The sequence below is a fragment of the Streptomyces diversicolor genome (genome assembly GCF_057537855.1).
Map to the genome: position 1 here is coordinate 278,960 of NZ_BAAJXA010000002.1, position 26,405 is coordinate 305,364.

At 71.1% G+C, this 26,405-nt stretch carries 22 protein-coding genes and 2 tRNA genes; 13 read left to right on the forward strand and 11 right to left on the reverse strand.

Features of this window, described 5'->3' with window-relative positions:
- The first annotated feature begins 264 nt into the window (after window positions 1–264).
- Window positions 265–2,109, forward strand: coding sequence for a putative bifunctional diguanylate cyclase/phosphodiesterase (locus AC27LF_RS03140; protein ID WP_479655967.1), 1,845 nt, complete (start codon window positions 265–267; stop codon window positions 2,107–2,109).
- Here AC27LF_RS03140 and AC27LF_RS03145 read toward each other — a convergent pair.
- From AC27LF_RS03145 to AC27LF_RS03155, 3 genes are all read right to left on the reverse strand, one after another.
- Window positions 2,088–3,176 carry an LLM class flavin-dependent oxidoreductase gene (locus tag AC27LF_RS03145; RefSeq protein ID WP_479655966.1) on the reverse strand — a complete coding sequence of 363 codons (1,089 nt, stop codon included), beginning with the start codon at window positions 3,174–3,176 and terminating at the stop codon, window positions 2,088–2,090. The genes AC27LF_RS03140 and AC27LF_RS03145 overlap by 22 nt on opposite strands.
- A 414-nt stretch (window positions 3,177–3,590) precedes the next feature.
- On the reverse strand, window positions 3,591–4,322 hold the full coding sequence (locus AC27LF_RS03150) for a maleate cis-trans isomerase family protein (RefSeq protein ID WP_479655965.1): 732 nt from the start codon (window positions 4,320–4,322) through the stop codon (window positions 3,591–3,593).
- The gene (locus AC27LF_RS03155; RefSeq protein ID WP_479655964.1) at window positions 4,319–5,104 is read right to left on the reverse strand and encodes a maleate cis-trans isomerase family protein; all 786 of its coding nucleotides are present in this window, start codon (window positions 5,102–5,104) and stop codon (window positions 4,319–4,321) included. The genes AC27LF_RS03150 and AC27LF_RS03155 overlap by 4 nt, the downstream gene beginning before the upstream one ends.
- Before the next feature lie 176 nt (window positions 5,105–5,280).
- Between AC27LF_RS03155 and AC27LF_RS03160 the strand changes: the two genes are divergently transcribed.
- Window positions 5,281–6,228 carry a D-2-hydroxyacid dehydrogenase gene (locus AC27LF_RS03160; RefSeq protein ID WP_479655963.1) on the forward strand — a complete coding sequence of 316 codons (948 nt, stop codon included), beginning with the start codon at window positions 5,281–5,283 and terminating at the stop codon, window positions 6,226–6,228.
- Window positions 6,229–6,242: 14 nt separating this feature from the next.
- Window positions 6,243–7,631: an amidase gene (locus AC27LF_RS03165; protein WP_479655962.1), complete on the forward strand. Its 1,389-nt coding sequence runs from the start codon at window positions 6,243–6,245 to the stop codon at window positions 7,629–7,631.
- On the opposite strand, the gene AC27LF_RS03170 is transcribed toward AC27LF_RS03165, so the two are convergent.
- Complete coding sequence (locus AC27LF_RS03170) at window positions 7,612–8,127, reverse strand: DUF3830 family protein (RefSeq protein WP_479655961.1); 516 nt, start codon at window positions 8,125–8,127, stop codon at window positions 7,612–7,614. The genes AC27LF_RS03165 and AC27LF_RS03170 overlap by 20 nt on opposite strands.
- 38 nt (window positions 8,128–8,165) lie before the next feature.
- Between AC27LF_RS03170 and ehuB the strand changes: the two genes are divergently transcribed.
- The 6 genes from ehuB to AC27LF_RS03200 all read left to right on the forward strand — a co-directional run bounded on the left by ehuB (window position 8,166) and on the right by AC27LF_RS03200 (window position 12,506).
- Window positions 8,166–9,083, forward strand: a complete 918-nt coding sequence (gene ehuB, locus AC27LF_RS03175) for an ectoine/hydroxyectoine ABC transporter substrate-binding protein EhuB (RefSeq protein WP_479655960.1) — start codon at window positions 8,166–8,168, stop codon at window positions 9,081–9,083.
- Window positions 9,080–9,808, forward strand: a complete 729-nt coding sequence (ehuC, locus tag AC27LF_RS03180; RefSeq protein WP_479655959.1) for an ectoine/hydroxyectoine ABC transporter permease subunit EhuC — start codon at window positions 9,080–9,082, stop codon at window positions 9,806–9,808. Before ehuB ends, ehuC begins: the two co-directional genes overlap by 4 nt.
- Window positions 9,805–10,455, forward strand: coding sequence for an ectoine/hydroxyectoine ABC transporter permease subunit EhuD (gene ehuD / locus AC27LF_RS03185; RefSeq protein ID WP_479655958.1), 651 nt, complete (start codon window positions 9,805–9,807; stop codon window positions 10,453–10,455). Before ehuC ends, ehuD begins: the two co-directional genes overlap by 4 nt.
- Window positions 10,445–11,227: an amino acid ABC transporter ATP-binding protein gene (locus tag AC27LF_RS03190; protein WP_479655957.1), complete on the forward strand. Its 783-nt coding sequence runs from the start codon at window positions 10,445–10,447 to the stop codon at window positions 11,225–11,227. The genes ehuD and AC27LF_RS03190 overlap by 11 nt, the downstream gene beginning before the upstream one ends.
- Before the next feature lie 226 nt (window positions 11,228–11,453).
- Window positions 11,454–12,212, forward strand: a complete 759-nt coding sequence (locus AC27LF_RS03195) for an IclR family transcriptional regulator (protein WP_479655956.1) — start codon at window positions 11,454–11,456, stop codon at window positions 12,210–12,212.
- Between the two features lie 220 nt (window positions 12,213–12,432).
- Window positions 12,433–12,506, forward strand: a tRNA-Lys gene (locus AC27LF_RS03200).
- Here AC27LF_RS03200 and AC27LF_RS03205 read toward each other — a convergent pair.
- The 4 genes from AC27LF_RS03205 to AC27LF_RS03220 all read right to left on the reverse strand — a co-directional run bounded on the left by AC27LF_RS03205 (window position 12,472) and on the right by AC27LF_RS03220 (window position 18,143).
- On the reverse strand, window positions 12,472–14,163 hold the full coding sequence (locus AC27LF_RS03205) for an AMP-binding protein (protein ID WP_479655955.1): 1,692 nt from the start codon (window positions 14,161–14,163) through the stop codon (window positions 12,472–12,474). The two genes, AC27LF_RS03200 and AC27LF_RS03205, sit on opposite strands and share 35 nt — an antisense overlap.
- A 719-nt stretch (window positions 14,164–14,882) precedes the next feature.
- Complete coding sequence (locus AC27LF_RS03210; RefSeq protein ID WP_479655954.1) at window positions 14,883–15,488, reverse strand: lytic polysaccharide monooxygenase auxiliary activity family 9 protein; 606 nt, start codon at window positions 15,486–15,488, stop codon at window positions 14,883–14,885.
- A gap of 97 nt (window positions 15,489–15,585) precedes the next feature.
- Entirely contained in the window at window positions 15,586–16,707 is a 1,122-nt protein-coding gene (locus tag AC27LF_RS03215) for an SPFH domain-containing protein (protein WP_479655953.1), read from the reverse strand.
- Window positions 16,708–16,847: 140 nt separating this feature from the next.
- Window positions 16,848–18,143: a peptidoglycan-binding protein gene (locus AC27LF_RS03220; RefSeq protein ID WP_479655952.1), complete on the reverse strand. Its 1,296-nt coding sequence runs from the start codon at window positions 18,141–18,143 to the stop codon at window positions 16,848–16,850.
- A 184-nt stretch (window positions 18,144–18,327) separates the two neighbouring features.
- Between AC27LF_RS03220 and AC27LF_RS03225 the strand changes: the two genes are divergently transcribed.
- From AC27LF_RS03225 to glxA, 4 genes are all read left to right on the forward strand, one after another.
- Window positions 18,328–18,401: transfer RNA gene (locus tag AC27LF_RS03225), tRNA-Lys, on the forward strand.
- 65 nt (window positions 18,402–18,466) lie between these two features.
- Complete coding sequence (locus AC27LF_RS03230) at window positions 18,467–19,189, forward strand: FadR/GntR family transcriptional regulator (RefSeq protein WP_479655951.1); 723 nt, start codon at window positions 18,467–18,469, stop codon at window positions 19,187–19,189.
- A 319-nt stretch (window positions 19,190–19,508) separates the two neighbouring features.
- Window positions 19,509–21,491 carry a glycosyltransferase family 2 protein gene (locus AC27LF_RS03235; protein ID WP_479655950.1) on the forward strand — a complete coding sequence of 661 codons (1,983 nt, stop codon included), beginning with the start codon at window positions 19,509–19,511 and terminating at the stop codon, window positions 21,489–21,491.
- On the forward strand, window positions 21,488–23,425 hold the full coding sequence (glxA, locus tag AC27LF_RS03240) for a radical copper oxidase GlxA (protein WP_479655949.1): 1,938 nt from the start codon (window positions 21,488–21,490) through the stop codon (window positions 23,423–23,425). The genes AC27LF_RS03235 and glxA overlap by 4 nt, the downstream gene beginning before the upstream one ends.
- Before the next feature lie 352 nt (window positions 23,426–23,777).
- Here glxA and AC27LF_RS03245 read toward each other — a convergent pair whose 3' ends face one another.
- Genes AC27LF_RS03245 through AC27LF_RS03255 form a run of 3 tightly spaced genes read right to left on the reverse strand, consistent with a single transcriptional unit; the run spans window position 23,778 to window position 26,388 of the window.
- Window positions 23,778–24,221, reverse strand: coding sequence for an NUDIX hydrolase (locus AC27LF_RS03245; protein WP_479655948.1), 444 nt, complete (start codon window positions 24,219–24,221; stop codon window positions 23,778–23,780).
- Complete coding sequence (tmk, locus tag AC27LF_RS03250) at window positions 24,218–24,874, reverse strand: dTMP kinase (RefSeq protein ID WP_479655947.1); 657 nt, start codon at window positions 24,872–24,874, stop codon at window positions 24,218–24,220. The genes AC27LF_RS03245 and tmk overlap by 4 nt, the downstream gene beginning before the upstream one ends.
- The gene (locus AC27LF_RS03255) at window positions 24,871–26,388 is read right to left on the reverse strand and encodes a B12-binding domain-containing radical SAM protein (RefSeq protein WP_479655946.1); all 1,518 of its coding nucleotides are present in this window, start codon (window positions 26,386–26,388) and stop codon (window positions 24,871–24,873) included. Before AC27LF_RS03255 ends, tmk begins: the two co-directional genes overlap by 4 nt.
- Between the last annotated feature and the right edge of the window lie 17 nt (window positions 26,389–26,405).

Below are 26,405 nucleotides of genomic sequence, written 5' to 3' on the forward strand. Positions count from 1 at the left end.
TTGCTCCAGTACGCCCTGTTTGTCTGCACCAGAAGAGTGAGTACCCGTCACACCCTCGAATGGCCTACGCCCCAAATCACTCACGGAACGTCACAAGCGGTCGCGGGCCCTAAGAACTCGTCCAGGCACGGGCAGAAACGATCTGTCGGAACCGTGGGTCGATCGGGGACACTGGAAGTCGGCTGGAAGGCCCTCGGGCCAGCCTCTATGATCGGCACACTTTCCTGCACGGACAGAGATCGAGTGGCACTGCGGGAGCGAGCGGTGAGCGGAACGTCCGAAGGGCCGACGCCCGCGGCAGACCTCGACCGGTCCGCCGTCACAGAGAGTGACAACAGTATGCCTTCGGGTGCCCGGCGACCGACCGCCGGATCGCCGGCGCACGCCTACCGCTCGGTCTTCGCGGCGGCCCCGCTGTCCATGGCGATCGTCGACCGCGACGGCCGGGTGGTCAGCGCCAACGAGGCGTTCGGCACGCTGCTCGGCACCGACGCCGCCGCGCTGACCGGACGCGTCGCGGCCGACCTGGTCGACCTGACCTCCGACGCCCGTGCCTGGCACGCCTACCGCGAGGTGCTGCGCGGCCGGCAGGCGAAGCTGCGCTGCACCCGGCGGCTGAAACAGCCCGACGGCCGCGCGGTGTGGGCGCAGGTCACCGTCACCCCGCTCGGCGAGGCCGAGCACGGCGTCCTGCTCTCCGTCGCCGACATCAGCGCCCGCCGCGAACTCCAGGCCAGGCTGCGGCACTTGCAGATGCACGACCCGGTGACCCGGCTGGCCAACCGCACGCTGTTCTTCGAGCGGCTGACGGCCGCGCTGGAGGCGGACACCTACGAGCAGGGCGGCACCGGCCGGGTCGGACTGTGCTACCTGGACCTCGACGGCTTCAAGGCGGTCAACGACACCCTCGGCCACCGGGTCGGCGACCGGCTGCTGGCCGCCGTCGCGGAGCGGCTGACCCAGATCGCGGACGACGCCGGGAGCGGGCGGGCGGGCACCCCGCTGGTGGCGCGGCTCGGCGGCGACGAATTCGCCCTGCTCGTCGAGGACTCGACGGGCACGGACCAACTCGCCGAGCTGGCCGAGTCGGCACTGACCGCGCTCCGCGCCCCCTTCGACCTCGCGGGCCGGCGGCTGTCGCTGACGGCCTCCATCGGCGTGGTCGAGCGGCACACGGCCGGTACGACGGCCACCGGCCTGATGCAGGCCGCCGACACGACCCTGTACTGGGCGAAGGCCGACGGCAAGGGCCGCTGGACGCTGTTCGACCCGGAGCGCAACGCGCACCGGATGACCCGGCAGGCCCTCTCCTCCGCCCTGCGCCCCGCCATCGACCGCGGCGAATTCGCCCTGGAATACCAGCCGTTGGTCGGCATGGAGGACGGCCGGCTGCGCGGGGTCGAGGCGCTGGTCCGCTGGCACCACCCGCAGTTCGGCACGCTGACGCCGAATCGGTTCATCGGACTCGCCGAGGAGGACGGCTCGATCGTGCCGCTCGGCCGCTGGGCGCTGGTCACCGCCTGCCGGCAGGCGCGCCGCTGGCAGCTGGACCACCCGGACGAGCCGCCGATCTTCGTGAGCGTCAATGTGGCGGTGCGCCAGGTCTGGGACTCCGACCTGGTGGCCGATGTGGCGGACGCCCTCGCCCGCACGGACCTCGCCCCGCACCTGTTGCAGCTGGAGCTGACCGAGTCGGCGGTGATGGGGTCGGCGGGCCGCCCGCTGGAGGCCCTGCAGGCGCTGAGCGACATGGGGGTGCGGATCGCCATCGACGACTTCGGCACCGGCTACTCGAACCTGGCGTATCTGAGCCGGCTGCCGGTGTCGGTCCTCAAGCTGGACGGCTCGTTCGTACGCGGCTTCCAGTACGACGACCCCGGCGACCGGCCGAATCCGGCCGACGAGGTCGTGGTCGAGGCGATGATCCAGCTGGCGCACCGGCTCGGGCTCACGGTGACCGCCGAGTGCGTGGAGACGTCCGCGCAGGCGACCCGGCTGCGGCACATCGGCTGCGACACCGGCCAGGGCTGGCTCTACTCCCGGCCGGTGCCGCCGGACCGCATCTCCGAACTGCTGTCGACGCAGTCCTACGCGGTGGGCAACCCGTAGGCGTCCGCGATCAGTTGGTACGAGCGCAGCCGCAGATCGCCGCGGTGCGCGTGCGAGGTGAGCATCAACTCGTCGGCGCCGGTGCGCTTGTGCAGCGCGTCCAGTCCCGCGCGCACCTCGTCGGCGCCGCCGTGCACGATGTTGCCCGTCCAGGACCGCACGAACTCCTCCTCCATCGGGCTGAATTCGTGCTTCTCGGCCTCTTCCGGGTCCGGGAACAGGCCGGGGCGGCCGGTGCGCAGCCGGACCATGTTCAGCGCCATCGCCCGGGTCTGCCGGCGTGCCTCCCGCTCGTCGTCCGCGGCGAGGGTGGAGACGCCGATCAGGGCGTAGGGCTCGTCCAGGACGTCGGAGGGCCGGAAGTTCTCCCGGTACAGGTCGAGGGCCGGGACGGTGTTCTGCGCGGAGAAGTGGTGCGCGAAGGCGAACGGCAGGCCGAGCAGGGCCGCGAGACGGGCGCTGAAACCGGAGGAGCCGAGCAGCCAGACGGGCGGGCGGTGCGGGGACTGGACACCGCCGGGCGCGGTGGCCTGCACCGGGCCGGGAACGGCGTGGATACGCCGGTAGGGGTGGCCGTCGGGGAAGTCGTCGTCCAGGAACCGGGTCAGCTCCGCCAGTTGCTGCGGGAAGTCGTCGGCGCCCTCGTTCAGGGTGTCGGTGCGGCGCAGCGCGGCGGCGGTGGCCCCGTCGGTGCCCGGCGCACGTCCAAGGCCGAGGTCGATCCGGCCCGGCGCCAGCGCCTCCAGCGTGCCGAACTGCTCCGCGATGACCAGGGGGGCGTGGTTGGGCAGCATCACCCCGCCCGAGCCGAGCCGGATCCGTTCCGTGTGGGCGGCGAGGTGGGCGAGGATCACCGCGGGCGAGGAGGAGGCGACGCCCGGCATGGAATGGTGCTCGGCGACCCAGTACCGGTGGAAGCCGCGCGCCTCGGCGAGCCGGGACAGCTCGACTGCGGTGCGCAGCGCGTCGGTGGCGGTGCTGCCCGTCCCGACGGTCACCAGATCCAGTACGGAGAGGGGGACGGGGGCGGTTCCGTGCGCCGTCCCCCGGATCTCGTCTGCCGCCACGGTGGTGCCTCCTGAATGTCGCCGTGCGCTGTCCTCCGGGGGTTAACGGGAGGCAGTCTCCGTTTTATTCCCGATCGCCGTGGCCGGTCGGTTTCCGGTGCACCCGGGCGCGGGTCCTTGGCTGCGGCACCGTTGTGGCTGCGGCGCCGTAGTGGCTGGTCGCGCAGTTCCCCGCGCCCCTTCGGGGGACACCTGTCGTCCATCAGGTGCGGCACCGTTGTGGCTGGTCGCGCAGTTCCCCGCGCCCCCTTCGGGGGACACCTGTCGTCCATCAGGTGCGGCGCCGTAGTGGCTGAGCGCGCAGTTCCCCGCGCCCCTTCGGGGGACACCTGCCGTCCATCAGGTGCGGCCACGTTGTGGCTGGGCGCGCAGTTCCCCGCGCCCCCTTCGGGGCCTCGGGCCGGGACGGGGGGGTCAGGCTTGGACTATGGGTTCGTGGGTGAAGAGGGAGCCCAGGGTGGGGGCGTTCACCCTGCGGTCCGTCAGGCGTAGGGCCTCCCACACCGTGACCTGGTTGGCCGTGAGGACCGGCTTGCCCAGCTCCCTCTCCAGCGCGGGCAGGTGGGCCACCGTGTGCAGGGCCGTGTCCGGCAGCAGCAGCGCCTGCGCCTGTGCCCGGTCCGCCCGCCGGGCCAGGTCGAACAGCTCGCGCTCGCCCCAGTCGCCGACCTCCGCGGCCGTGATGATCCCGGACGGCCGCACCGAGGTCACCGTGGCGCCCGCGGCCCGCAGGAAGTCCGCGAACAGCTCGGCCACGTCGTCCGGATAGGTCGCGCCGACCGCCACCCGCCGCGCCCCGATCTCGCGCAGCGCGTGCACGAACGCGAAGGACGTCGAGGAGGCCGGCATGCCCGCGGCCAGGGCCAGCGAGCGTACCTGCTCGTGGGCGCCCTCCCAGCCGTACACGAAGCTGCCGCTGGTGCACGCCCACACGACCGCCTCCGCGCCCGCCAGGCGCAGTGCCTCGACGCCCGCCGCCAGCCGCTTCGGCGCCCCCATCCGCCGCAGCGCGTCCACCCGGTGCGCGTCCTCGCCGATGTCGGTGTGGACCAGCTCCACCCGGATGTCGCTGCCCAGGAGCTGCTCGGTGCGCGGATAGTCGTCCTCGGCGGAGTGCCCCGGGTAGAGGAATCCGAGTGCGGTCATGTCCAGCCCTCCTGCTGTTCTTCCGGCAGTACGGGCCATCCGCGCGCCGCCTCGTCCAGCAGCGCCTGGTACGGCCCTACCGCTCGGGTACCCAGTCGGCGCAGCGCCGCCCACATCGTGACCTGGTTGGCCGAGAGCACGGGGATGCGCAGCTCCGCCTCCAGCTGGGGGATCACGTCGTACGTGGGCAGGTTGGTGCAGGAGATGAACAGGGCGTCGGCGCCGCCCGCCCGCGCGGCGCGGCGCGCCATCGCGGCCACGTCCCGGTACGGCACCCGCCAGATGTACCGGGTCAGCCCCATGTAGACGCACCCGGTCACCCGGACCCGCGCCTCGGCCACATAGTCCCGCAGGGCGCGGGTCACCGACTCGGTGTACGGCGTCAGCAGGGCCACCCGTCGCACCCCCAGCTCGGCCAGGGCCTCCAGCAGCGCGCCGGACGTCGTCACGGCAGGCACCGCGCCGGCCCGGACCATCGCCTCCCCCATCGCCCGTTCCCCGGCGATCCCGCCGACGAAGCTGCCGGACGTGCAGGCGTAGGCCACCACCTCGGGTTCGACGGCGGTCAGCGCGCGGACCGCCTCGCCGAGGGTTTCGTGCTCGCTGACCAGCCGGGCCAGGTCGAGGCTCACCTCGACCGGCACATACGGCGTCCGCGTCAGGTGCAGCGACACCTCGTCCGGCACCCAGCGCCACAGCTCCCGGTCGAGCGCGAAGTCGAAGGGGGCGACCACGCCGACACCGCGCTGCGGGCGGGGACCGCCGAGAAAGGAGACGTCCATGGCAGACACCGGCCTCACGGGGGAAAACGGGCGGACGACGAGGAACAACACAGTGCGGGTGCGCCCGTGTTGACGAAGGTAGGTTCGGGTGCGAGCGTGGTCAATCCGCCCATGTCAGACGCCCTCCCCCAGCCCCCTCCCCCAGTCCCCACGGACCCCGGAAGAACGGTGTGTCGATGTCCGTACCGACGCTCCTCGTGCTCGATGCCGACCCGCCGCCCCGCCTCGGCCGGCTCACCGGCCGTGCCCGCGTCGTGCACGCCGACGCACGCACGCTGGCCGGGCTGCTGCCGACGGCGGACGTCCTGCTGGTGTGGGACTTCGCCTCGTACGCGGTGCGCGATGCCTGGCCGGGCGGCGGCCCGCGCCCCCGCTGGGTGCACACGGCGAGCGCGGGCGTGGACCATCTGATGTGCCCGGAGCTGGCCGAGTCGGACACCGTGGTGACCAACGCGCGCGGGATCTTCGACCGGCCCATCGCCGAGTACGTGGCGGCGCTCGTGCTGGCCGTCGCCAAGGACCTCCCGCGCACCCTGGACCTCCAGCGGCAGCGGACCTGGCGGCACCGCGAGGCCCGGCGGCTGGCGGGCACGCGCGCGTGCGTGGTCGGCTCCGGGCCGATCGGCCGGACCATCGCCCGTACGCTCAAGGCCCTGGAGGTGACGCCCGCGGTCGTCGGCCGCGTCCCGCGCACCGGCATACACGGCCCCGACGACCTGGACCGGCTGATCGCGCGGGCGGACTGGGTGATCGCGGCGGCCCCGCTGACCGAGCGGACGCACGGCATGTTCGACGCCCGCCGCTTCGGTGTGATGCAGCCCTCGGCGCACTTCATCAACGTCGGCCGCGGGCAGCTGGTCGTCGAGGAAGCACTTGCCGAGGCGCTGTCCAGGCGCTGGATCGCGGGCGCGGCCCTGGACGTGTTCGCCACGGAGCCGCTTGCCCCGGACAGCCCGCTGTGGCGGCTGCCGGGGCTGATCGTCTCCCCGCACATGAGCGGCGACACGGTCGGCTGGCGGGACGAACTGGGCTCCCAGTTCGTGGAGTTGTACGAGCGGTGGGCGGCCGGCCGGGCCCTGGTGAACGTGGTCGACAAGAAGCGCGGATACGTACCGGGTCACTGACCCCGGGAGGGTGCATGGAGCTGACCGACCTGACCGCCGTACAACTTCTCGACGGCTACCGCACGGGCGAGTTCAGCCCCGTGGAGGCCACCGCCGCCGCCCTGGAGCGGGCGGCGCGCATCCAGCCGGAGGTGAACGCCTTCGTCCGGCTCCTGGACGAGGAGGCACTGGCCCGGGCCCGGGAGTCGGCCGGGCGGTGGCGGCGCGGGGAGCCGACGGGCCTGGTGGACGGCGTGCCGGTGACGGTCAAGGACATCCTGCTGCTGCGCGGCCATCCGACCCTGCGGGGTTCGCGGACCGTACCGGCGGACGGCGAGTGGGCCGAGGACGCGCCGTCGGTGGCCCGGCTGCGCGAGCAGGGCGCGGTCTTCATCGGCAAGACGACGACACCCGAGTACGGCTGGAAGGGGGTCACCGACTCCCCGCTGACCGGGGTGACCCGCAACCCGTACGACCCCGCCCGCACCGCGGGCGGCTCCAGCGGCGGCAGCGCGGCGGCGGTGGCGCTCGGCGCGGGCCCGCTGTCGCTGGGCACGGACGGCGGCGGCAGCGTGCGCATCCCGGCCGCGTTCTGCGGGATCTTCGGGCTGAAGCCGACGTACGGCAGGGTGCCGCTGTATCCGCCGAGCGCCTTCGGCACGCTGTCCCATGTGGGCCCGATGACCCGGGACGCGGCGGACGCGGCGCTGCTGCTGGACGTCATCGGCCGGCCCGACGCCCGGGACTGGTCGGCGCTGCCCGCGGCGCCCGGCCCCTTCAGGGCGGCCCTCGGCGAGGGCGTGCACGGGCTGCGGGTGGCGTACTCGCCGTCGCTGGGCGGTCAGGTGGCGGTGCGTCCTGCGGTCGCGGCGGCGGTGCGGCGGGCGGTGGCCGGGCTCGCGGACGCGGGCGCGTACGTCGAGGAGACAGACCCCGACCTCGCGGACCCGGTGGACGCCTTCCACACCCTGTGGTTCAGCGGCGCCGCCCGGGTGGTGCAGGGGCTGCCGCCGGACCGGCGGGCGCTGCTCGACCCCGGGCTGCGCGAGATCTGCCAGGCGGGCGCCCGCCTCTCCGCGCTGGACTACCTGGCCGCAGTGGACGTCCGCATGGACCTCGGCCGGCGCATGGGCCGCTTCCACGAGAGGTACGACCTGCTGGTCACGCCGACCCTGCCGATCACGGCGTTCGAGGCGGGCGCGGAGGTGCCGAAGGGCTCGGGCCACCGGCGCTGGACGGGGTGGACGCCGTTCACGTACCCGTTCAACCTCACCCAGCAGCCGGCCGCGACCGTGCCCGTCGGGACGGACGGCGCGGGGCTGCCGATCGGTCTCCAGTTGGTCGCGGCCCGGCACCGGGACGATCTGGTGCTGCGCGCCGCCCACACGCTGTACACGGCCGGGCTCACACGCGGCGGAAGCTGAGCGATTCCCCCGCCGCTCCGGACCGCCACAGGTCGTTGCACGCCTCGGCCATCCGGTCGAGTCCGTCGACGACCTCGCCCCAGACGGTGCCGGGCACCCAGCCCACGTCGCCGTTGAGCAGCAGGTTGTTGCGCTCGTAGAACAGGGCCAGGTCGACCAGGGTGGCGCCGGCGCGTACCTCGCGGTCGTAGCCGTAGGCGCGCGTGCCCAGTTCCGCGCCGGCGAAGGAGAAATAGCAGAGGTCACCGGGGATCGGAGTGACCGTCGGATTCTCCAGGGGCGGCTCGGACGCCGCGAGGGGCGGGAAGAGGGCGTAGATCTCGTTGCGCGCGTACTTGGCGTGATAGACGTCACCCGACAGCGGCAGGGCGTCCCACACCGCGGCGCAGGTGAGCGGAGCGCGGTCGTCCAGAAGCCGGGCCGTGCACCGGACATCCCGTTCGACCAGCGACACTTCGAGGAATCGGGCGGTCGTGGAATCCGTCATGGAATCCATGGTGCATAAGTCGTGTGGTCCCGGGTAGCCGCGCGGCCATGGCTCCACCACTTGGGAACGGCGTACACACAACCGGGTACGGGCACAGACGCAGCCGGCGGGCGGTGCTCGCGGGCGTGGCGGCCCTCGGCGCGCTCGGCGCGGCGGGCTGCTCACGCGTCGCCACGGCGTCCGCGACGAGCGGCGGCGACCTGCTGGACCGGCTGCGGGCGCAGGGCGTCGTCCGGCTCGGGATCGCCGGCGAAATACCCTTCGGCTACATCGACAAGGACGGCCGGCTGACCGGTGAGGCACCGGAGTTGGCGACGGTCATCTTCAAACGGCTCGGTGTGGACGCCGTGCAGCCGGTGCCGACCGAGTTCGGCTCGCTGATCCCCGGACTGAACTCGCAGCAGTTCGACATCGTGGCCGCCGGGATGTCCGTGAACCCCGACCGCTGCGAACAGGTGATCTTCGCCGATCCCGAATTCCAGATGCTCGACGCCTTCATCGTCCGCAAGGGCAATCCGAAAGGGCTGCACGACTACAAGGACGTCGTCGCGAAGAAGGCCAAGTTCGCCACCGGGACCGGGTACGCCCAGATCCAGTTCGCGGTCGAGGCCGGGTACAAGGAGAGCGACATCCTGATCGTCCCTGACCAGGTGGCCGGGCTGAACGCGGTCGAGGCCGGACGCGTCGACGTGTTCGCCGGGACAGCGCTGACCACTCATCAGGTGGTGAAGAAGTCCGCCAAGGCGGAGGCCACCGCGGCCTTCGCCCCGCTCGTCGACGGCAAACCGCACGTGGACGGCGGCGCGTTCGCCTTCCGGCGCACGGAGACGAAGCTCCGGGACGCCTTCAACACCGAGCTGCGCAAGCTGAAGAAGAGCGGTGAGCTGCTGCGCATCCTGCGGCCGTTCGGCTTCACACAGGCCGAGATGACCGACCTCACCGCGAAGGAGCTGTGCGGCGGATGACCACCGGGCTCTGGGAACTCGTACTCAAGGGAGTCTGGACCACGATCCAGCTCCTGGTCCTCAGCGCGCTGCTGGCCGCGGCGGTCTCCTTCGTCGTCGGCATCGCGCGCACCCACCGGCTGCGCATCGTGCGCTTCGTCGCCGGTTTCTACACCGAGGTGTTCCGCGGCACCTCGGCGCTCGTGATGATCTTCTGGGTGTTCTTCGTGCTGCCGATCGCCTTCGGCTGGCAGCTGGTGCCGATGTGGGCGGGCACGCTGGCGCTCGGGCTGACCTACGGCGCATACGGCTCGGAGGTCGTGCGCGGGGCGCTGAACGCGGTGGAGGCGGCGCAGAAGGAGGGCGGCATCGCCCTCGGCTTCACGCCCTTCCAGCGGCTGCGGCTGATCCTGCTGCCGCAGGCGGTGCCGGAGATGGTCCCCTCCTTCTGCAACCTGGTGATCGAACTCCTCAAGGGCACCGCGCTGGTGTCCGTCATGGGCATGGGCGATCTGGCGTTCAGCGCCAACCTGGTGCGGCTGGCGCTCCAGCAGAGCGCGGAGGTCTACACCTACGTCCTGCTGATCTACTTCGTGATCGCGTTCGTGATCACCCGGCTGATGCGGGCGCTGGAGAAGCGGCTGAAGGCCGGGCTCGGCAAGGACCCCGGGACGGAACAGACGGCGCGTGAGGTCAAGCGCGCCCAGACGACCGGCGTGGGCGCCGCGGGCGGAGGTGCGGCATGACCTGGGACTGGAACGCCGTGGGCGACTTCATGCCGCACTTCTGGGACGGCCTGCTGGTCACGTTGCAGGCGCTGGCCCTCGGCTCGCTGCTCTCGTTCAGCCTGGGCCTGGTGTGGGCGCTGCTGATGCGGACGCCGACCCGGTGGGTGCGCTGGCCGGTCGGGGTGGTGACGGAGTTCGTCCGCAACACGCCGCTGCTGGTGCAGCTGTTCTTCCTCTTCTACGTGCTGCCCGAGTGGGGCCTGACCTTCTCCGCGCTGACCACCGGCGTCTTCGCGATCGGGCTGCACTACTCGACGTACACGATGCAGGTCTACCGGGCCGGCATCGAGGCGGTGCCCGTCGGTCAGTGGGAGGCCGCGACGGCGCTGAGCCTGTCGGTGCGCAGGACCTGGACGGCGGTGATCCTGCCGCAGGCGATCCGCCGGGTGGTGCCGCCGCTCGGCAACTACGTCATCTCGATGCTCAAGGACACGCCCATCCTGATGACGATCACCGTCCTGGAGATGCTGGGCCGGGCGCGGCTCTTCTCCCAGCAGCACTTCCAGTTCACCGAGCCGGTGACGGTGATCGGCGTGGCCTTCATCGTCATCTCCTACCTCGCCTCCCTCCTTCTGCGCACCCTGGAGCGTCGCCTTGTCCGTTGAGACCCGTAAGCAGCCGACCGCCGCCGAGGACCGTCCGACCGGGCTGATCCGCATGGAGGGGGTGACCAAGCGGTTCGGGGACCACGCAGTCCTCGACGGGCTCGACCTGTCCGTGCAGACGGGCCGGCACGTCACCCTGATCGGCCCGTCCGGCTCCGGCAAGACCACGATCCTGCGGCTGCTGATGACGCTGGCCAAGCCGGACGCGGGCACCATCACGGTGGACGGGCAGCCGCTGTTCCCGGCCTCCGAGAAGGAGGTCCGCGAGGTCCGCAAGAAGATCGGGATGGTGTTCCAGCAGTTCAATCTGTTCCCGAACATGACGGTGCTGCGGAACATCACCGAGGCCCCGGTCACCGTGCTCGGCCTGGACAAGGACGAGGCGGAGGCGCGCGCCCGCGAACTGCTGGAGCTGGTCGGCCTCAGCGACAAGAGCGGCATGCGCCCCTCCCAGCTGTCCGGCGGCCAGCAGCAGCGGGTGGCGATCGCACGCGCGCTGGCCATGCGGCCGCAGGTGCTGCTGCTGGACGAGGTGACCTCCGCGCTCGACCCCGAGCTGGTCGCGGGCGTCCTCGACCTGCTGCGGGACATCGCCCGCAGCACGGACATCACGATGCTGTGCGTGACCCACGAGATGAACTTCGCCCGGGACATCTCCGACCAGGTCCTGATGTTCGACGGCGGCCGGGTCATCGAGGCGGGGCCACCGGAGCGGATCTTCAGCGATCCGGAGCAGGACCGCACCCGGGAGTTCCTGGGCGCCGTCCTGTGACCGAATTTTTTTTCGCCCCGGCGGTGCAATTGCAGCAGGTGAGGGTGTCAACACAGCAGGTCACCCGCCGGGGTATGGCGTAGGCATATGCCAGAGTGCCGATGTCGCAGCTTACGGGCACGGTGATCTCGTCAACGCCCTCTCCCCGGCGGACACCGGACCGTTATCGTGGAAACGATCCGCCGTCCGGATCACGGCCCAGAGAGCAAGCGCAGGGGGGACCACCGTGGCGCTGATGCACGAGCCGACCGCCCCGTACCACTCCGCCCAGGACGCCCTGCGCATCCTGGAGACGGTGGCACGGCACACCACGGGCATCACCGACACCGAGCTGGCCCGCAGGACCCGCCTCGGCCCCGAGCGGCTGACCGCACTGCTGCGGATGCTGCGCCGCGAGGGATACGTCGAGCAGGTCACCGACGGCGCCTATGTGACCGGGGACGCGCTGAGCCGGCTCGGCTCCGCGCACCACCGGGAGCGGGCGCTGCGCGACAAGCTCCAGCTCACCCTGGTCCGGCTGCGGGACTCGGTCGGCGCGGCCGTCTATCTGAGCCGGTACGTCGACGGTGAGGTGAAGGTCACCCAGTACGCCGACAGCCCGGCCACGCCCGCGGTCAACGAGTGGGTCGACTTCCGTTCCTCCGCGCACGCCACGGCCGTCGGCAAGAGCCTGCTGACCCAGCTCGACCACAACGCGCGCCGCGACCACCTCTCCCGGCACAAGATGGCCCGCCTCACCTCGCGCACCATCACCAGCGACCGGCTGCTGCTGTCCCGTCTGGAGTCCCAGCCGCCGACGGTGCCCGTGCTCGACCTTCAGGAGTACGCGGTCGGCACGGTGTGCGCGGCGGTGCCGATCACGGCGGGCTCCTCGGTGGGCTGTCTGGCGCTGTCACTGCCGGTGGCGCACGCGCACCGGCTGCGGCGGGCCGCGGACACCCTGAACCGCAACGCGGCCCCGGTGCTGCTGTCGCTGGCGATCTAAGCAGGCCCCGTGAAGTCCGCTCCGGTTCGACAGCGCCCCGAGGGGGCGCGGGGAACCGCGCGACCAGCCACAGCGGTGCCGCAGACGACCGACGGTATGTCGCGGCATTCCAGCGGAGCGCTTGGCGCCGGTGCCGGATCCGGGGTGGTCCTGAGCACCCCCGCGGACCGGGTAGTATTTTCTTCGTCGTCGGCCGCGGGACGCGGACGGCGGGGGTCATGCGCCGCTAGCTCAGTTGGTTAGAGCAGCTGACTCTTAATCAGCGGGTCCGGGGTTCGAGTCCCTGGCGGCGCACCGGTGAAGGGCCTCTCGTTCGCACGAGGGGCCCTTCGGCGTCCTCGGCGGTCAGTCGCCGGTACGCCTCCTCGCCCGGCGGCCGCCACCACACCGGGTCGGCGCACCACGGCCCCTGGCGGCGCAGCTCCGCCCGATGGATCTTGTTGGTGGCGGTGACCGGCATCCGCTCCACCAGCCGGACGAACCGGGGCGCCATCTTCGTACCGAGGTCGGGCTGGGCGGCGAGGAAGGCGGCGAAGTCCGCCGGGTCGAAGGTCCCCGCGATCGCCGCCATCACCTGGTCGCCGGTGACCGGGTCCGGCACCGCGTAGACGGCGACGGCGTCGGCACCCGGATACCGGGCGAGGATGTTCTCGATCATCGCGGCGGCCAGGTTCTCGCCGTCGACCCGCAGCCGGTCGTCGCCGCGGCCCGCGAAGTAGAGGTATCCGTCGGCGTCACGGCAGAACAGGTCCCCGGTCCAGTACCAGCCTCCGCCGCCGTCGGCCTCGCCGGACCCGGGGAATCCCCGTCGCCGCCGCTCGGCCTCCGCGGCCGGGTTGCGCCAGTACCCCTCGAAGGGGTTCGGTCCCCGGTTGACCAGCTCGCCTATCGCCTCGTCGCCGTTGAGCAGCCGGCCGGACTCGTCGAAGCGGGCGGGCGGGCACTCCGTGCCGTCGGCCGGGTCCAGCACGGCAAGCCCGGGCGCCGCGCGCCCCACCGCGCCGGCGGGCGTGCCGGGCGTCCACCGCACCGCCGCGCCGCCCTCCGAGGAGCCGTACCCCTCCACCAGCCGCACCCCGAACCGCCGCTCGAAGGCCGCCGCGTCCACCGCGCCCGCCTCGGTGCCGAAGCCCAGCCGCAGCGGGTTGTCGGCGTCGTCCGGGCGTGGCTCAGTGGCCAGCACGTACTGCACGGCCCGCCCGACATAGGTGAAGTACGTCGCCCGGAACCGGCGTACGTCCGGCAGGAAGCCCGACGCGGAGAACCGCCGGCGCAGCGCCACCCCGGCGCCGGCCGCCAGCGCGGGCGCCCAGTCGGCGATCACCGCGTTGCCGTGGAACAGGGGCATGCAGATGTAGTGCACGCCGTCGGGGCCGAGGCCGAACTGGTCGACGAGGGAGCGTCCGGCGGCGGCCAGCCGGCCCTGCGAGCAGAGCGCGGCCTTGGGGGCGCCGGTGGAGCCGGAGGTGAAGCAGAGCAGCACGCGGTCGTCCGGAGTGGCCCTGGAGGGGTCGGGGGTGGCGTCGGCGTAGGGGGCGAGCAGGTCGGCGTAGTCCGGGGTGTCGGTGATCAGCAGCCGTACGCCGGGCAGGTCGAGGCCGTCGAGGAGCGGCACCTGTGCCCGCTCGGTGACCAGCAGCGGGCACTCGGTGTGCAGGATGTCGCGGGCCAGTTCGGGGCCCCTGCGGGTGGGGTTGATCCCGGCGACCGCGGCGCCGGCGAGGGCGGCGGCGCCCAGCCACAGCGGGAACTCCGGGGTGTTGTCGAGCAGCACCCCGACGTGCGGTTCGGCGCCGGCCGGCAGCAGGTCGGCCAGCAGCGCGGCCCGGGCGGCGGCGCCGGCCGCGACCTCGTGATGGCTCAGCACCCGCTCCTCGAACCACAACCCCGGACGCCGGTCCCCCCACCGCCCCGCCACCAACTCCGCGACCGTCTCCCTACGCAACTCCATGACCGGGCAGGGTAACTGACAGTCCGTCAGATGTGGAGCCCGGGAACGACGGTTCTCCGACCCGCGAGAGCCCCACAGGGACGATGACGCGACGGGCCCGGAGGCCCGCGACCACCCCGAGCCGTCAAGCGCACACCCCCGCATGGGGGCCGACCCGCCTCGGGGGCCGACGGGCGGCCTGCCGGGGCGGTCGGGCGGGGCGCGCCGGCGGCCACGTCCCGGCGACCGTGGGCCGCCACGCGGGCCGGGCGGCACGCCGGGGCGGCGGCGCCGTCCCCCGAGGGCGACGCGCTGGTCGTGCGCACGGACGCGACACGGCCGTACGACGCGACCGCCCCGGCCTGCCGGAGCGAACAGCACGCTCCTGGCGCACGAGGGGCACGCGGGGCACGGCACCCGGGACACGCGGACGGGTGGGTGCGTCATACGCACCACGGTGTCGCCGCCACCGGCCGCCGGACACGATCACAGCCCCCAGCCCCGGCCGTAAGCCCTCTGATCGGGCCGGTGCATCGGCGCGGAGCGCAGGGGTGAGGAGAGACGCCGACTGCGCGCCCGCGCCCAGGCCGACGGCGGTGCCCACCGCGCGGCGCGCGCCGACCACGTCACCGAGCCCTTCCGGCTCGATGAACCGCTCGCCCGCGGCGGCAGTCGTCACGGGAAGGGGCCCGCGTGCGGTGGGGGGTGTGGTGCCGGCGCACGCGGGCCCGGGGGGTGGGTCAGAACGTGACGTCGGAGCAGGCGTAGAACGCGTTGCCCGTGTCGGCGATCGTCCAGACCGCGAGGATGACGTGGTGTCCGCTCAGGCCGCTCGGCAGGGTGCCGCTGTGCGAGAGCGTGGCCGGCGGCTGCTGGTTGTTGTAGGGGACCGTGAGGAACGGCGTGGTGTTGAGGTCGGAGCGGGCCAGGGCGTGGTTCTGGTTCCAGCCCTGCTTGGTGACGTAGTACCGGAAGTCCGTCGTGGAGTGCCGCGCGGTGAACTGCCAGCGGAAGGTGTAGCTCTGGCCGCCGGTCACCTTGGTGGTCGGCCAGGCCGCGCCGGACGGCGTGGTCGGCGAGCTGAGCTGGGCGAACCGGCTCACCCCGCCGTTGCAGAGCTGCCCGTCGGCGGGGCCGCCGGCCGGGAAGCCCTTCGGGCCCTCGACGCTCTGCGGCTCCCACTGGATGTCGCCGCAGTTGGCGACCGTGCCGTTCTGGCAGAGCTTCTGCCTGCTGATGGGCAGGTCCGTGTAGCCGTGGCCACTGGCCCCGCCGGAGGAGAGCGCGAAGGCTCCGGCGGTGGCCAGACCCACCACGACGGCGGACAACTTGGTCTGTGTACGCATGCTGCCGCTCCTGGAGAACGTGGGGGAAGTTCACTGAGCCGTGCAGGTCTAGACCAAGTCTCAGATTATTGCCGTCAGTTGAACATGTCCATACCAATCACGGAGCGGACTCCGTACGGCCCGCGCAGAAGGCGACCGTCAGATCCCGCACCAGCGCCTTGCGCTCGTAGTCGTCGAGTTCGACAAGACCGCGCATGGTCAGCCGGGTCACCGTGTCCTCCACCGAGTCCACCACCGAGGTGAGCATGGAGGAACGCTGCTGCGCGTCCAGCACGGCGATCCGGCGCCGGTGCATGGCCGCGGCGACCTCGGGCGCGTACTCGGCCCGGACCGGCTGCACCGAGAACACCTCAAGCCCGATGCCCGCCGCGTCCGCCGCCACCAGCCGGGTCAGCGCCTCCCCCGCCGCCTCCGCGGCCCCCCGCGCCCCGCCCGGCATGTCGACCGGCACCCGGGCCAGGGCCGCCTCCACGCACTCCCGCAGATACCTCTCGTGGTCCGCCACGCCGAGCACGGCCCGCGCGGTGTCCCGCACCCGCCACACCACGAGGACCACCACCCTGAGCGCCACCCCGCTGCCGTCGGCGGCCGACATCGGCTTGCTGCGCCAGTGCCGCAGCCGCACATCGACCCGGCGCCGCCGCAGCATCGGGTTCACCCACATCAGGCCGGTGCGCCGCACGGTCCCCCGGTAGCGGCCGAACAGACCGAGCACCCAGGCCCGTCCGGTCGCGCCCCGGGCGAGCCCGCCGAAGCCCAGCGCGCCGAGCGCCCCGGCCCCCGCGTACGCCGCCCACTGGGCCGGGCCCAGGCCGGCGCCCGCGTACCCGGGCAGCCACAGCGCGTCCGCCGCGAGCCGCGGCAGCACCCCCGCCCACCAGGAGGTGGCCACGCACCCGGCGACCCCGGTGAGGCCGGCGAGCACCCCCGCGGCCCCGGGCAGCGCCCGCGCCGGCCGCTCCACCAGCAGCGGATCGACCTCGGGCACCTTCCTGGCCCGCACGGGTCCCGGCCGCCTGAGCCGGGGCTGCTCGCCGGTGCCCCGCCGGCGGGCCACCACCGCCGGCTTGAGCGGCACCGACACCGGGGCGGGGTCATCGCGGAACAGCAGGTGGACGGGGATCTCGGTGGTCGACTCGTTGTGGATCAGCCGGGTCGGACGGGACGGCCCCTCGACGGGTCCCTCCGACTCGGGCGTATGTGACGTCGTCGTGCTCATGCGTGCCTCCAGCCTCCGCGCCAGATGCGTCATGACAGGTGAGTGACAGAAGTGACAGAGAAGAAGAGAAAGGACGAGGAAGGACGAGAAAGGATGAGAAGAGTCGAGAAGAGGCGCGAACAGGAAAGGGGGGCGGCGGTCTAGGCGAACAGCCGCCGCCAGGTCTCCGGCCCCGGGTAGCCGTCCGCCGCGCCGCCCCGCCAGCCCTGGGAACGCTGGAACGCCTCGACGGCCCGCCGGTCCGCTTCGCCCCAGCGCGGTCCCGGCCCGGCCGTGTAGTAGCGGCCGTACCCCTTCTTGACCAGCTGCCGCCCCAGCTGGGTGACGTAGGTGTTCTCCGCGCCGGGGCGGAACATGGCGCGGCCGGGGTAGCCGGGCACACCGTGCGAGGCGGGCGCGCCGGCCCTGGTGACCCTGATGTCCTTGCCCTTCCCGGTCGCCAGCAGTTCCCAGGTGCGCGGTCCGGGCACCCCGTCGGCGTCCGCGCCGCTCCAGCCCTGGGCCTTCTGGAACGCCTGGGTCGCCCGCCGGTCCGCTTCGCCCCAGCGCGGTCCCGGCCCCCGGCTGTAGTAGGCCCGGCCGCCGCGGGCGACCAGCATCTCGCCGAGCCGGGTGACGTACTTGTTGTTCGCGCCGGGTCCGAAGTAGGCCGCCCCCGGGAACGGCCCGCCCTTGGCCGCGGTGGTCGCCCCGCCGGCCGCGGTGCCGGCGGAGAGGCCCTTGTAGCGATAGGGAACGTATTTGTCGGAATTGCTCCAGTAGGAGTACGGAGTGGACATCCGGCGGGTGTGCGGGCGCGTCTGCTCGTAGGCCGTGTAGTAGGTGTGCGTGTAGTCCGTCCAGCCGCCGAAGATGACGACGTGCGAGCCCTTCTGCGGGTCGGCGGAGTTGTGGAAGAGCAGGATGTCGCCGGGTTGCAGGTCCTCCTTCTTGATCTTCACGCCGAACTTGCCGAGGCTGCCCGTCCACTCGTTGCCCGGCAGGCCCCAGGCCATGGAGACAAAGCCCGAGCAGTCCTGGCGGTAGCCGTCCGACCAGTACGCGCTCGTGCTGTACGGCACCTCGGCGGCGACCCAGGTCTTGGCCCGGTTGATGATCTCCGTACGGGTGATCGTGCGCGACTGGGCCGCGACGGCGGGCTTGCCGCTCGGCCCGTGCAGCGGGACCTGGCCGCCCTGCGGGGTGTCGGGTCCGGGCTCCGCCGGAAGGCCCGGCCGGTGCGGGGCGGGCGGAGCGGACGGCACGGCGAGGGCGGGCGCCGCATGGCCCGCGGCGAGGGCGGACGTGGCGGCGGCCACGATCAGGGCCCGCCGGGCGGCCGGGTGCCCGCCCAACCGACCGGGCAGCGTACGCGGGCTCACCCGCCGCCAGTGGACACATCCGGGGCACTCGCAGTCGCTCACGGGATCGAATTCCTCGAAAACCGGAGTCGCCATGCGATCCCCCTCACATTCAGGGTTGAAATGTCCGCGTCTGTGCACATTGGTCAGTTTCTCAACTGTCATCGCGGCGCGCATGTTGACGGTCCGAATGATGTACGCGCCCGGACCGGCACCTCCGCGCCGTCTCCCGGCGGTCGGAACCACACCCCGAGGTCGGGTAGAGTTCTCGCGTCAGCAGGCGCCGCTAGCTCAGTTGGTTAGAGCAGCTGACTCTTAATCAGCGGGTCCGGGGTTCGAGTCCCTGGCGGCGCACGATGACGGCAGGCCCTTCGCACACCGAAGGGCCTGTCGCTTGTTTGGCCGGATACGCTCTGGCCATGGCGGCCCGAGACCTGCAAGAGCGGATCAAGAAGCTCATCGTCGACCGACGGCTGCCCTCCGGGGCGCCGCTGCCGACCGAGCCCGAGCTGATGAAGCTCCTCGGCGCGAGCCGGAACTCGGTGCGGGAGGCGCTGAAGGCCCTCCAGGCCGTGGGCATCGTGGAGATCCGGCACGGCTTCGGCACCTATGTCGGCCCCATGTCCCTCGCCCCGATGGTCGAGGGCCTCGCCTTCCGCACGGTCGCCGGGCACCACCGGGGCGAGGACTCCCTGCTCCAGCTGCTCGAACTGCGCGAGGCGATGGAGGCGGGGCTGGTCTCCCGGCTGGCCGGGCGGCTGCCCGAGGCCGACCTGGTTGAACTGGATGCGCTCGTCGACCGTATGGAACAGCGGGCCGCGCAGGGAGCCGGCCTCGCCGAGACCGACCGGGCGTTTCACGCCATGCTCTACCGGGGGCTGGACAACGCCCTGCTGAGCGAGGTGCTGGAGGCGTTCTGGGACGCCTTCGACCGCGTGCGGCGGGATCTGGTGGAGCTGCCGCAGGACCCGCGGGTCACCGGCCGCCGGCACCGGGAGATCCTGGACGCGGTCAGGTCCGGCGACTCCATACGCGCGGAGGAGGCCATAAGAGACCACTTCGGTCACATCCGCGCCCGGCTGTCCCCGGCCGTCACGATGCGTCCACCACATCCCCACACGCCCCGCAATGAGCGCGTATGACCGGTAAACACAGTGTTTCGCATCTTGCGATCATGCTCGGCACCGTAGAAACCTGGTTGTTCAAGCTGCCGCCGATACGCGGCACTTGGGGGGAAGGGAACCGGTTGCCTGAGCGACGGGGAGGGGGACCCGTCCATGAGCGGATGCCGAGGGGGGCACCCTGCAACCGGAACGTCGCGGTTCCATGTCGATAAGGTGTGGGAGACGTGGGGGCTGTGACCGCGACCCACCACTGACGCGCCCGTGACGGTCGAGGGGGACCCGAAGGGGCGCAACGAACCGACTGACACGCGGTGTTCCGCGTGTGGGGGGATGACTCATGACGTCGACGCCGACGGGCGCCCGGCAGAACCTCGACCCGTCACAGACCACGCAGCTTCGGGTGCCCGGGCATCGCACCGGCAACACGGGGACGTTCCGCCGGATCAAGAAGAACCTGCCGAGATACGACTACGAGCACTACAGCCGGCTGGCGGGCCCCCTCACCCAGCCCGAACCCGGCAAGCCGTACACCGTGCAGTACCGCTCGCTGCTCTCCCAGGAGCCGCACCGCATACGCGCCGCGCTCATGCTGGGCGCCGCCCCGCTGCTCTCGCTGGTCCTGCTGGCCTGGCTGCTGCAACCCGAGCACTGGACCGAACGCGACTACCCCGCCTATGACTTCCTGCCCGCGCTCGACGTCGTGATGCTGGTCTCGATCGGCCTGATCGAGTTCTTCCGCTGCATGAACGTCCTGTCGAACGCGCACGCCACGCTGGTCGCACGCGACCCCGTCCCGGTGGTTCCCGAGACCGGCACCAAAGTCGCCTTCCTCACCTCCTTCGTGCCCGGCAAGGAACCGCTGGAGATGGTCACCAAGACCCTGGAGGCGGCCGTCCGGCTGCGCCACCGGGGCCTGCTGCACGTCTGGCTGCTCGACGAGGGTGACGACCCGGAGGTCAAGGAGGTCTGCGCCCGGCTCGGCGTGCACCACTTCTCCCGCAAGGGCGTCGCGCACTGGAACCGGCCCAAGGGCCCGCACCGCGCCAAGACCAAGCACGGCAACTACAACGCCTGGCTGGAGGCGCACGGCGACGAGTACGACTTCTTCGCCTCGGTCGACACCGACCACGTACCGCTGCCCAACTACCTGGAGCGGATGCTGGGTTACTTCCGCGACCCGGACGTCGGCTTCGTCATCGGCCCGCAGGTGTACGGCAACTACGACACCTTCGTCACCAAGGCCGCCGAGTCGCAGCAGTTCCTCTTCCACGCACTGATCCAGCGCGCCGGCAACCGGTACGGCGCCCCGATGTTCGTGGGCACGTCGAACGCCGTGCGCATCAGGGCGATCAAGCAGATCGGCGGCCTGTACGACTCGATCACCGAGGACATGGCCACCGGCTTCGAGATGCACCGCGCCAAGAACCCGGCCACCGGCCGGAAGTGGAAGTCGGTGTACACGCCGGACGTGCTCGCGGTCGGCGAGGGCCCCAACGCCTGGACCGACTTCTTCACCCAGCAGCTGCGCTGGTCCCGCGGCACCTACGAGACGATCCTCAAGCAGTACGGGAAGGGCCTGTTCTCACTGCCGCCCGGCAAGCTCTTCAACTACACCATGATGATCATCTTCTATCCGATGTCCGCCCTCAACTGGATCCTGGCGGCGCTGAGTTGCGCCCTGTTCCTGGGCCTCGGCGCCTCGGGTGTGAACATCGACCCGACGGTGTGGCTGATGCTCTACGGCAACGCCTCCGCGCTCCAGATCGGCCTGTACATCTGGAACCGCCGGCACAACGTCTCCCCGCACGAGCCGGAGGGCTCCGGCGGTGTCGCCGGCATGGTGATGTCCGCGCTGTCCGCGCCGATCTACGCCCGCTCGCTGATGGACGCCGTACTGCGCCGCAAGAGCAAGTTCGTGGTGACGCCCAAGGGCGAATCGGCCAGCCCCGACACGCTGTTCGGGACGTTCCGGATCCACTGGTTCTTCATCCTGGTCTTCGGCGGATCGCTCGCCGCCGGTTTCGTCCTCGGGCACGCCCACCCGGCGATGGTCACCTGGGCCGCCTTCGCCATGCTGATCACCGCTGCGCCGATCTTCGCCTGGCGGTACACGCTCCGGCAGGACCGCAAGCGGACCGCGGCAGGACCGCGGGACGCCGCGGCGCCCGAGAAGGCGGCCGGTCACGAACCGCAGGACGCGACGGGCGGGCCGCACCCGCCGCACGCCCCGCAGCAGCGGCCCGCCTGGGCCGATGCGAACGGGACCAACGAGCAGACCATGCAGATCGCCCTGGGCGGACTTGGGGGACGTAAGGAATGAACGACAGTGCCGGTCGCCGCCGTGCTCGTCGACTCGCGATAGGCACGGCGGTGGTACTCGCGCTGGCCGGGATGAACGGACCGTGGCTGTACCGCTTCGGAACCGAGAAATACCACCAGTACAAGATCGACAGACCCGAGTACAAGGCCGCCAACGGCAAGTGGGACATCATCGAGTTCCCCGAGGAGTACCGCCAGCACACCATCCACGCGGCGCTCCTGCACACCGGCAAGGTGCTGCTGATCGCGGGCTCGGGCAACGACCAGGAGAACTTCGACGCGAAGAAGTTCGACACCCGCATCTGGGACCCGGTGAAGGGCACGATCAAGAAGGTGCCCACGCCCAACGACCTGTTCTGCACCGGCCACACCCAACTGGCCAACGGCAATCTGCTCATCGCCGGCGGCACCAAGCGGTACGAGAAGCTCAAGGGCGACGTCACCAAGGCCGGCGGCCTGATGGTCGTGCACAACGAGAACCCGGACAAGCCGATCACACTGCCCGCCGGCACCAAGTTCACCGGCAAGGAGAACGGCAAGACCTTCGTGTCGAAGGACCCCGTCCTGGTGCCGCGCGCGAAGAAGGTCTTCGACAAGACGACCGGCGCCTTCCTGCGCAACGACCCCGGGCTCGGCCGGATCTACGTCGAGGCGAGAGCGAGCGGCACCCAGTACGAGACCGGCACTCAGGACAACTACCGCGTCCAGGGGCTGACCGGCGCCGACACGCGCAACACCTACGGCATCGCGCAGAAGCTCGCCCTCGACAAGAAGGACTTCCAAGGGATACGCGACGCCTACGAGTTCGACCCGGTCGCCGAGAAGTACATCAAGGTCGACCCGATGAACGAGGCCCGCTGGTACCCGACGCTGACCACCCTGAGCGACGGCCGGATCCTCAGCGTCTCCGGCCTCGACGACATCGGACAGCTGGTCCCCGGCAAGAACGAGATCTTCGACCCGAAGACCAAGAAGTGGACGTACACCGAGAAGATCCGGCAGTTCCCCACCTACCCTGCCCTGTTCCTGATGGAGAACGGGAAGATCTTCTACTCGGGGTCCAACGCGGGCTACGGCCCCGACGACGTGGGCCGCGACCCCGGCATCTGGGACGTGGACACCAATGAGTTCACCAAGCTGCCCGGGCTGGGCGACGCGGACCTGATGGAGACCTCGGGCACCGTGCTGCTGCCGCCCGCGCAGGACGAGAAGTATCTGGTGATCGGCGGCGGCGGGGTCGGCGAGTCCAAGGTGTCCAGCAAGAAGACCCGGCTGATCGACCTGAAGGCCAAAGACCCGAAGTTCGTGGACGGGCCGTCGCTGGAGAAGGGCACCCGCTATCCGCAGTCCTCGATCCTGCCCGACGACACCGTGCTGGTCTCGGGCGGCTCGGAGGACTACCGGGGGCGCGGCGACTCCAACATCCACCAGGCGCGGATCTACCACCCCGACAGCAACAGCTTCACCCAGGTGGCCGACCCGCTGGTGGGCCGCAACTACCACTCCGGGTCGATCCTGCTGCCCGACGGGCGGGTGATGTTCTTCGGCTCCGACTCGCTGTACGCGGACAAGGCGAACACCAAGCCGGGCAAGTTCGAGCAGCGGATCGAGATCTACACGCCGCCGTATCTCTACCGGGACTCGCGGCCCTCGCTGTCCGGCGGGCCGCAGACCATCGCCCGGGGCGCCTCGGGGACCTTCACCTCCCCGCACGCCTCGACGATCAAGAAGGTCCGGCTGATCAGGCCCAGCGCGTCCACGCATGTCACGGACGTCGACCAGCGGTCCATCGCGCTGGACTTCACCACGTCCGGAGACAAGATCACGGTGACCGTGCCGAAGAGCCGGAACCTGGTGCAGTCCGGGTGGTACATGCTGTTCGTGGACGACACCGAGGGGACACCGTCGAAGGCGCAGTGGGTGAAGGTGCCGTAGCGCTGCGCTGGCTTGGGCCGACTGCGACTGCGGGTCCGTTTCGGCTGGTCGCGTTCGCCTGTACGCGGGGCTGGCTTGGGGCCCCTTGCGACTGCGGGTCCGTTTCGGCTAGTCGCGTTGGCGCCCCTTCGCCGCGGGGGCTTGGGCTTCTTTGCGGCTGCGGGTGCGTCGTGGCTGAGCGCGCAGTTCCCCGCGCCCCCTACGGGGCGCCGCCCCGCGCAGGCTTGGGGGCCCCTGCGACTGCGGGTCCGTTTCGGTTGGGCGCGCAGTTCCCCGCGCCCCTTTGTCTCAGGGGCGCGGTTTTGGTGTGGCTGCTTGTTTTGGCTGGGCGGGGCCGTATGTCTTGGTGGGGCTACCGCCAGCCGTGTTCTGCGAGGGGGCCGCCGCCGTCGAGGTAGCCGCACAGGCCGGCCTGCGGGTACTCGATGATGTCGTCCGGCAAATCGTGGACGGTGAACCAGGTGAGTGCCAGGCACTTCTCCGGTTCCTTGTTGACGGGTTCTCCCTCCCACTCGACGGCTTCGAAGAAGAAGCCGATGCGTTCCACCTCGTCGTCCTGGCGGTGGTGCACGACCTGGACGAGACGAAGGCCGCTCGGCTCAACAGTGATGCCAGTCTCCTCGAACAGTTCGCGGGCGGCGCCGTCGGGAAGAGGCTCGCCCCGGTCGAGCTTCCCCGACGGCATGTGCCAGCGCCCATAGCCGTACGGTCCGCCCCGCTGGGAGAGAAGGATCTTGTCGCCGTCGCGAAGGATGACGTGGGTGTCGATGACGGGTGTGGCCGGCGTTTCGCTCATGGTCCTTGAGGGGTTGACGGGGCGGTGGAGGGGACTGAGGCTAGCGGGAGGGCCGGTATGGCGTCGGCGATTCGCCGAGCTACGTCCGATGGGATGTAGGCGCCGTTGTCGAGAAGCAGCACTTCAACGCCTCTGCTCGTCAGGTGGGCCGCGGCTTCCCGGTACAGGGCGACTTCGCGGCTCGGGCCGTCGGGGTCGACATGCCAGCGGTGCGTGATGCCACGCTCAACGATGCGCGCGGCGATCAGGTTCGGTTCGGCGGTGAGGATCACAGCCAAGTCCGGTAGTGGGACATGCTGGTTGACGTCGAGCAAGAATTCCACGGGGACGCCGTCCATCTGTTGCAGGACCAGCGTGGAGGCGAGGTACCGGTCGCTGACAACTAGTTCGCCGGCCCGCAACGCCGGGTCGATCACCGTCTCGACGTGCTCGTAACGGGTAGCGGCCACAAGACAGGCCAGCGCAAGGCCGTGGAGCGTGTTCGCGTTGGACCGGGTGAACGTACCCAGCGTGGTGGTGGTCGGCTCGACAGTGCGCCGGAGGGGGCGGCCTTGCTGGACGAGCAGGTCGTGCAGCGTCTTCACGGTGGTGGACTTGCCCACGCCGCTCGGCCCGTCGACACTGACGAACCAGCCTCTGCGTCCGCCGCTCACGCTGCTGTCCCCCGAACGCTCTGGTTCCGCTCGTGCTGCTCGCGCGTAAGCATGGCGAGTGTCGAACGTATGCGGTCCAGTGGAACGCCGCCGAACTGGATGCCGACGGAGAAATTGAACTCGTCGCGCTGCCGCATGAACTCGTGCGCACCGTCCGCGGTCAGGTCGACGTCGTCGTACGCCAGGAGGGCATCGGCGCTGTGGCCGACGTCGATCAACGTCTGCCACACGGGAGTGCCCGGGTACGGCCTGAACTCGAAAACGCTGGCCCGGATGTCCCCGGAGTGCCGGTCGGAGATGTCCCACAGGTTGCGGATGTGCTGGATGGTGGCATCCAGGTCCCCCTGGCTCTCCCCAGGGAAGCCGAGGATGAAGTAGCCCTTCACGCTGATGCCGTGGGAGACCAGGCGACCGGCGACGCGCTCGGTCATCTCGGCGTCGATCCGCTTGTCCATCGCCGCCAGGATGCGGTTGCTGCCGGACTCGATGCCGAGGGCGACTTCGCGCAACCCGTTGGTGACGAGACGGTCCAGGTCGGCGTCGGAAAGACGGTTGAGGACGTTGATGCGGCCGGTGGCGTCCCACACATACCGGTCGCCGATCCTGTGGCGGGTGAACGCCTCCATTTGCTCATCGATGACACGGCCCACCCCAAGGAACAGGTCGTCCACGAAGCGGAAGGCTGTCACGCCGTACTCCTCGTGCAACTGGTCGAGCTCGCCGATGATGTTCTCGGGAGAACGCACTCGGATCACGACGTCGGGGTTGGCGGACACGGCGGCGCCGCAGAAGGTGCAGTTGTAGGGGCACCCACGACTGCCGACGATGTTGGCCTCCCAGTGGCCCTGTGGGCTGATCCAGGTCCGTGTTGCCGCCAGGCGGCGGTCCGCCGCGGTGGCCGGGGCCTGGTAGGGGTCCTGGGGTAGGAAGGCCCGGTTGACGTACGGCAGGGCGTTGATGTCGGGGCCGAGCAGCGAGGCGCTCGTCTTGAGGTCGGCGATGCCGACGGCCCGGGTGCCGAGGAGGGAGTCGCGCCACATGACGCCCGGCAGGGTGCGCCGGTTCTGGATGTCTTCCAGAAGAGAGGCGACGCGCAGTTCTCCTTCACCGAGGACGAGGGCGCCGAGGCGGCGCATGCGGGGGTCCGCGAGGATGCGGTCCGGCATGGCCTTGGCATGGTGCCCGCCGACCATCAGGTCGATGCCCGGGTCGAGCCGGGCTGCGATCCGGGCGGACATCTCGTACGTCGGCGCGAGGAGATTCATGGCGGCCCAGCGGGGAGCGGCCTCGTTCACGAGCTGGGCGGCTTCTTCTAAGCCCAGGCCGTGGGCTTCGGCATCGAGCACACCGACGTTGAAGCCCTGTTGCTGGGCGTAGGTGGCGATGTACGCCATGCCGAGCACGGGAAGGGTGTAGTCGTTGGTGCGGGGCCGCAGGGTGTAGTCACGCAACGGTGCATTGATGAACAGGGCGTCGAGCGTACGGGTGTGGTCGGCGCCTGCGATCAGCGTCAACTGCCGCGTGGTTCCTC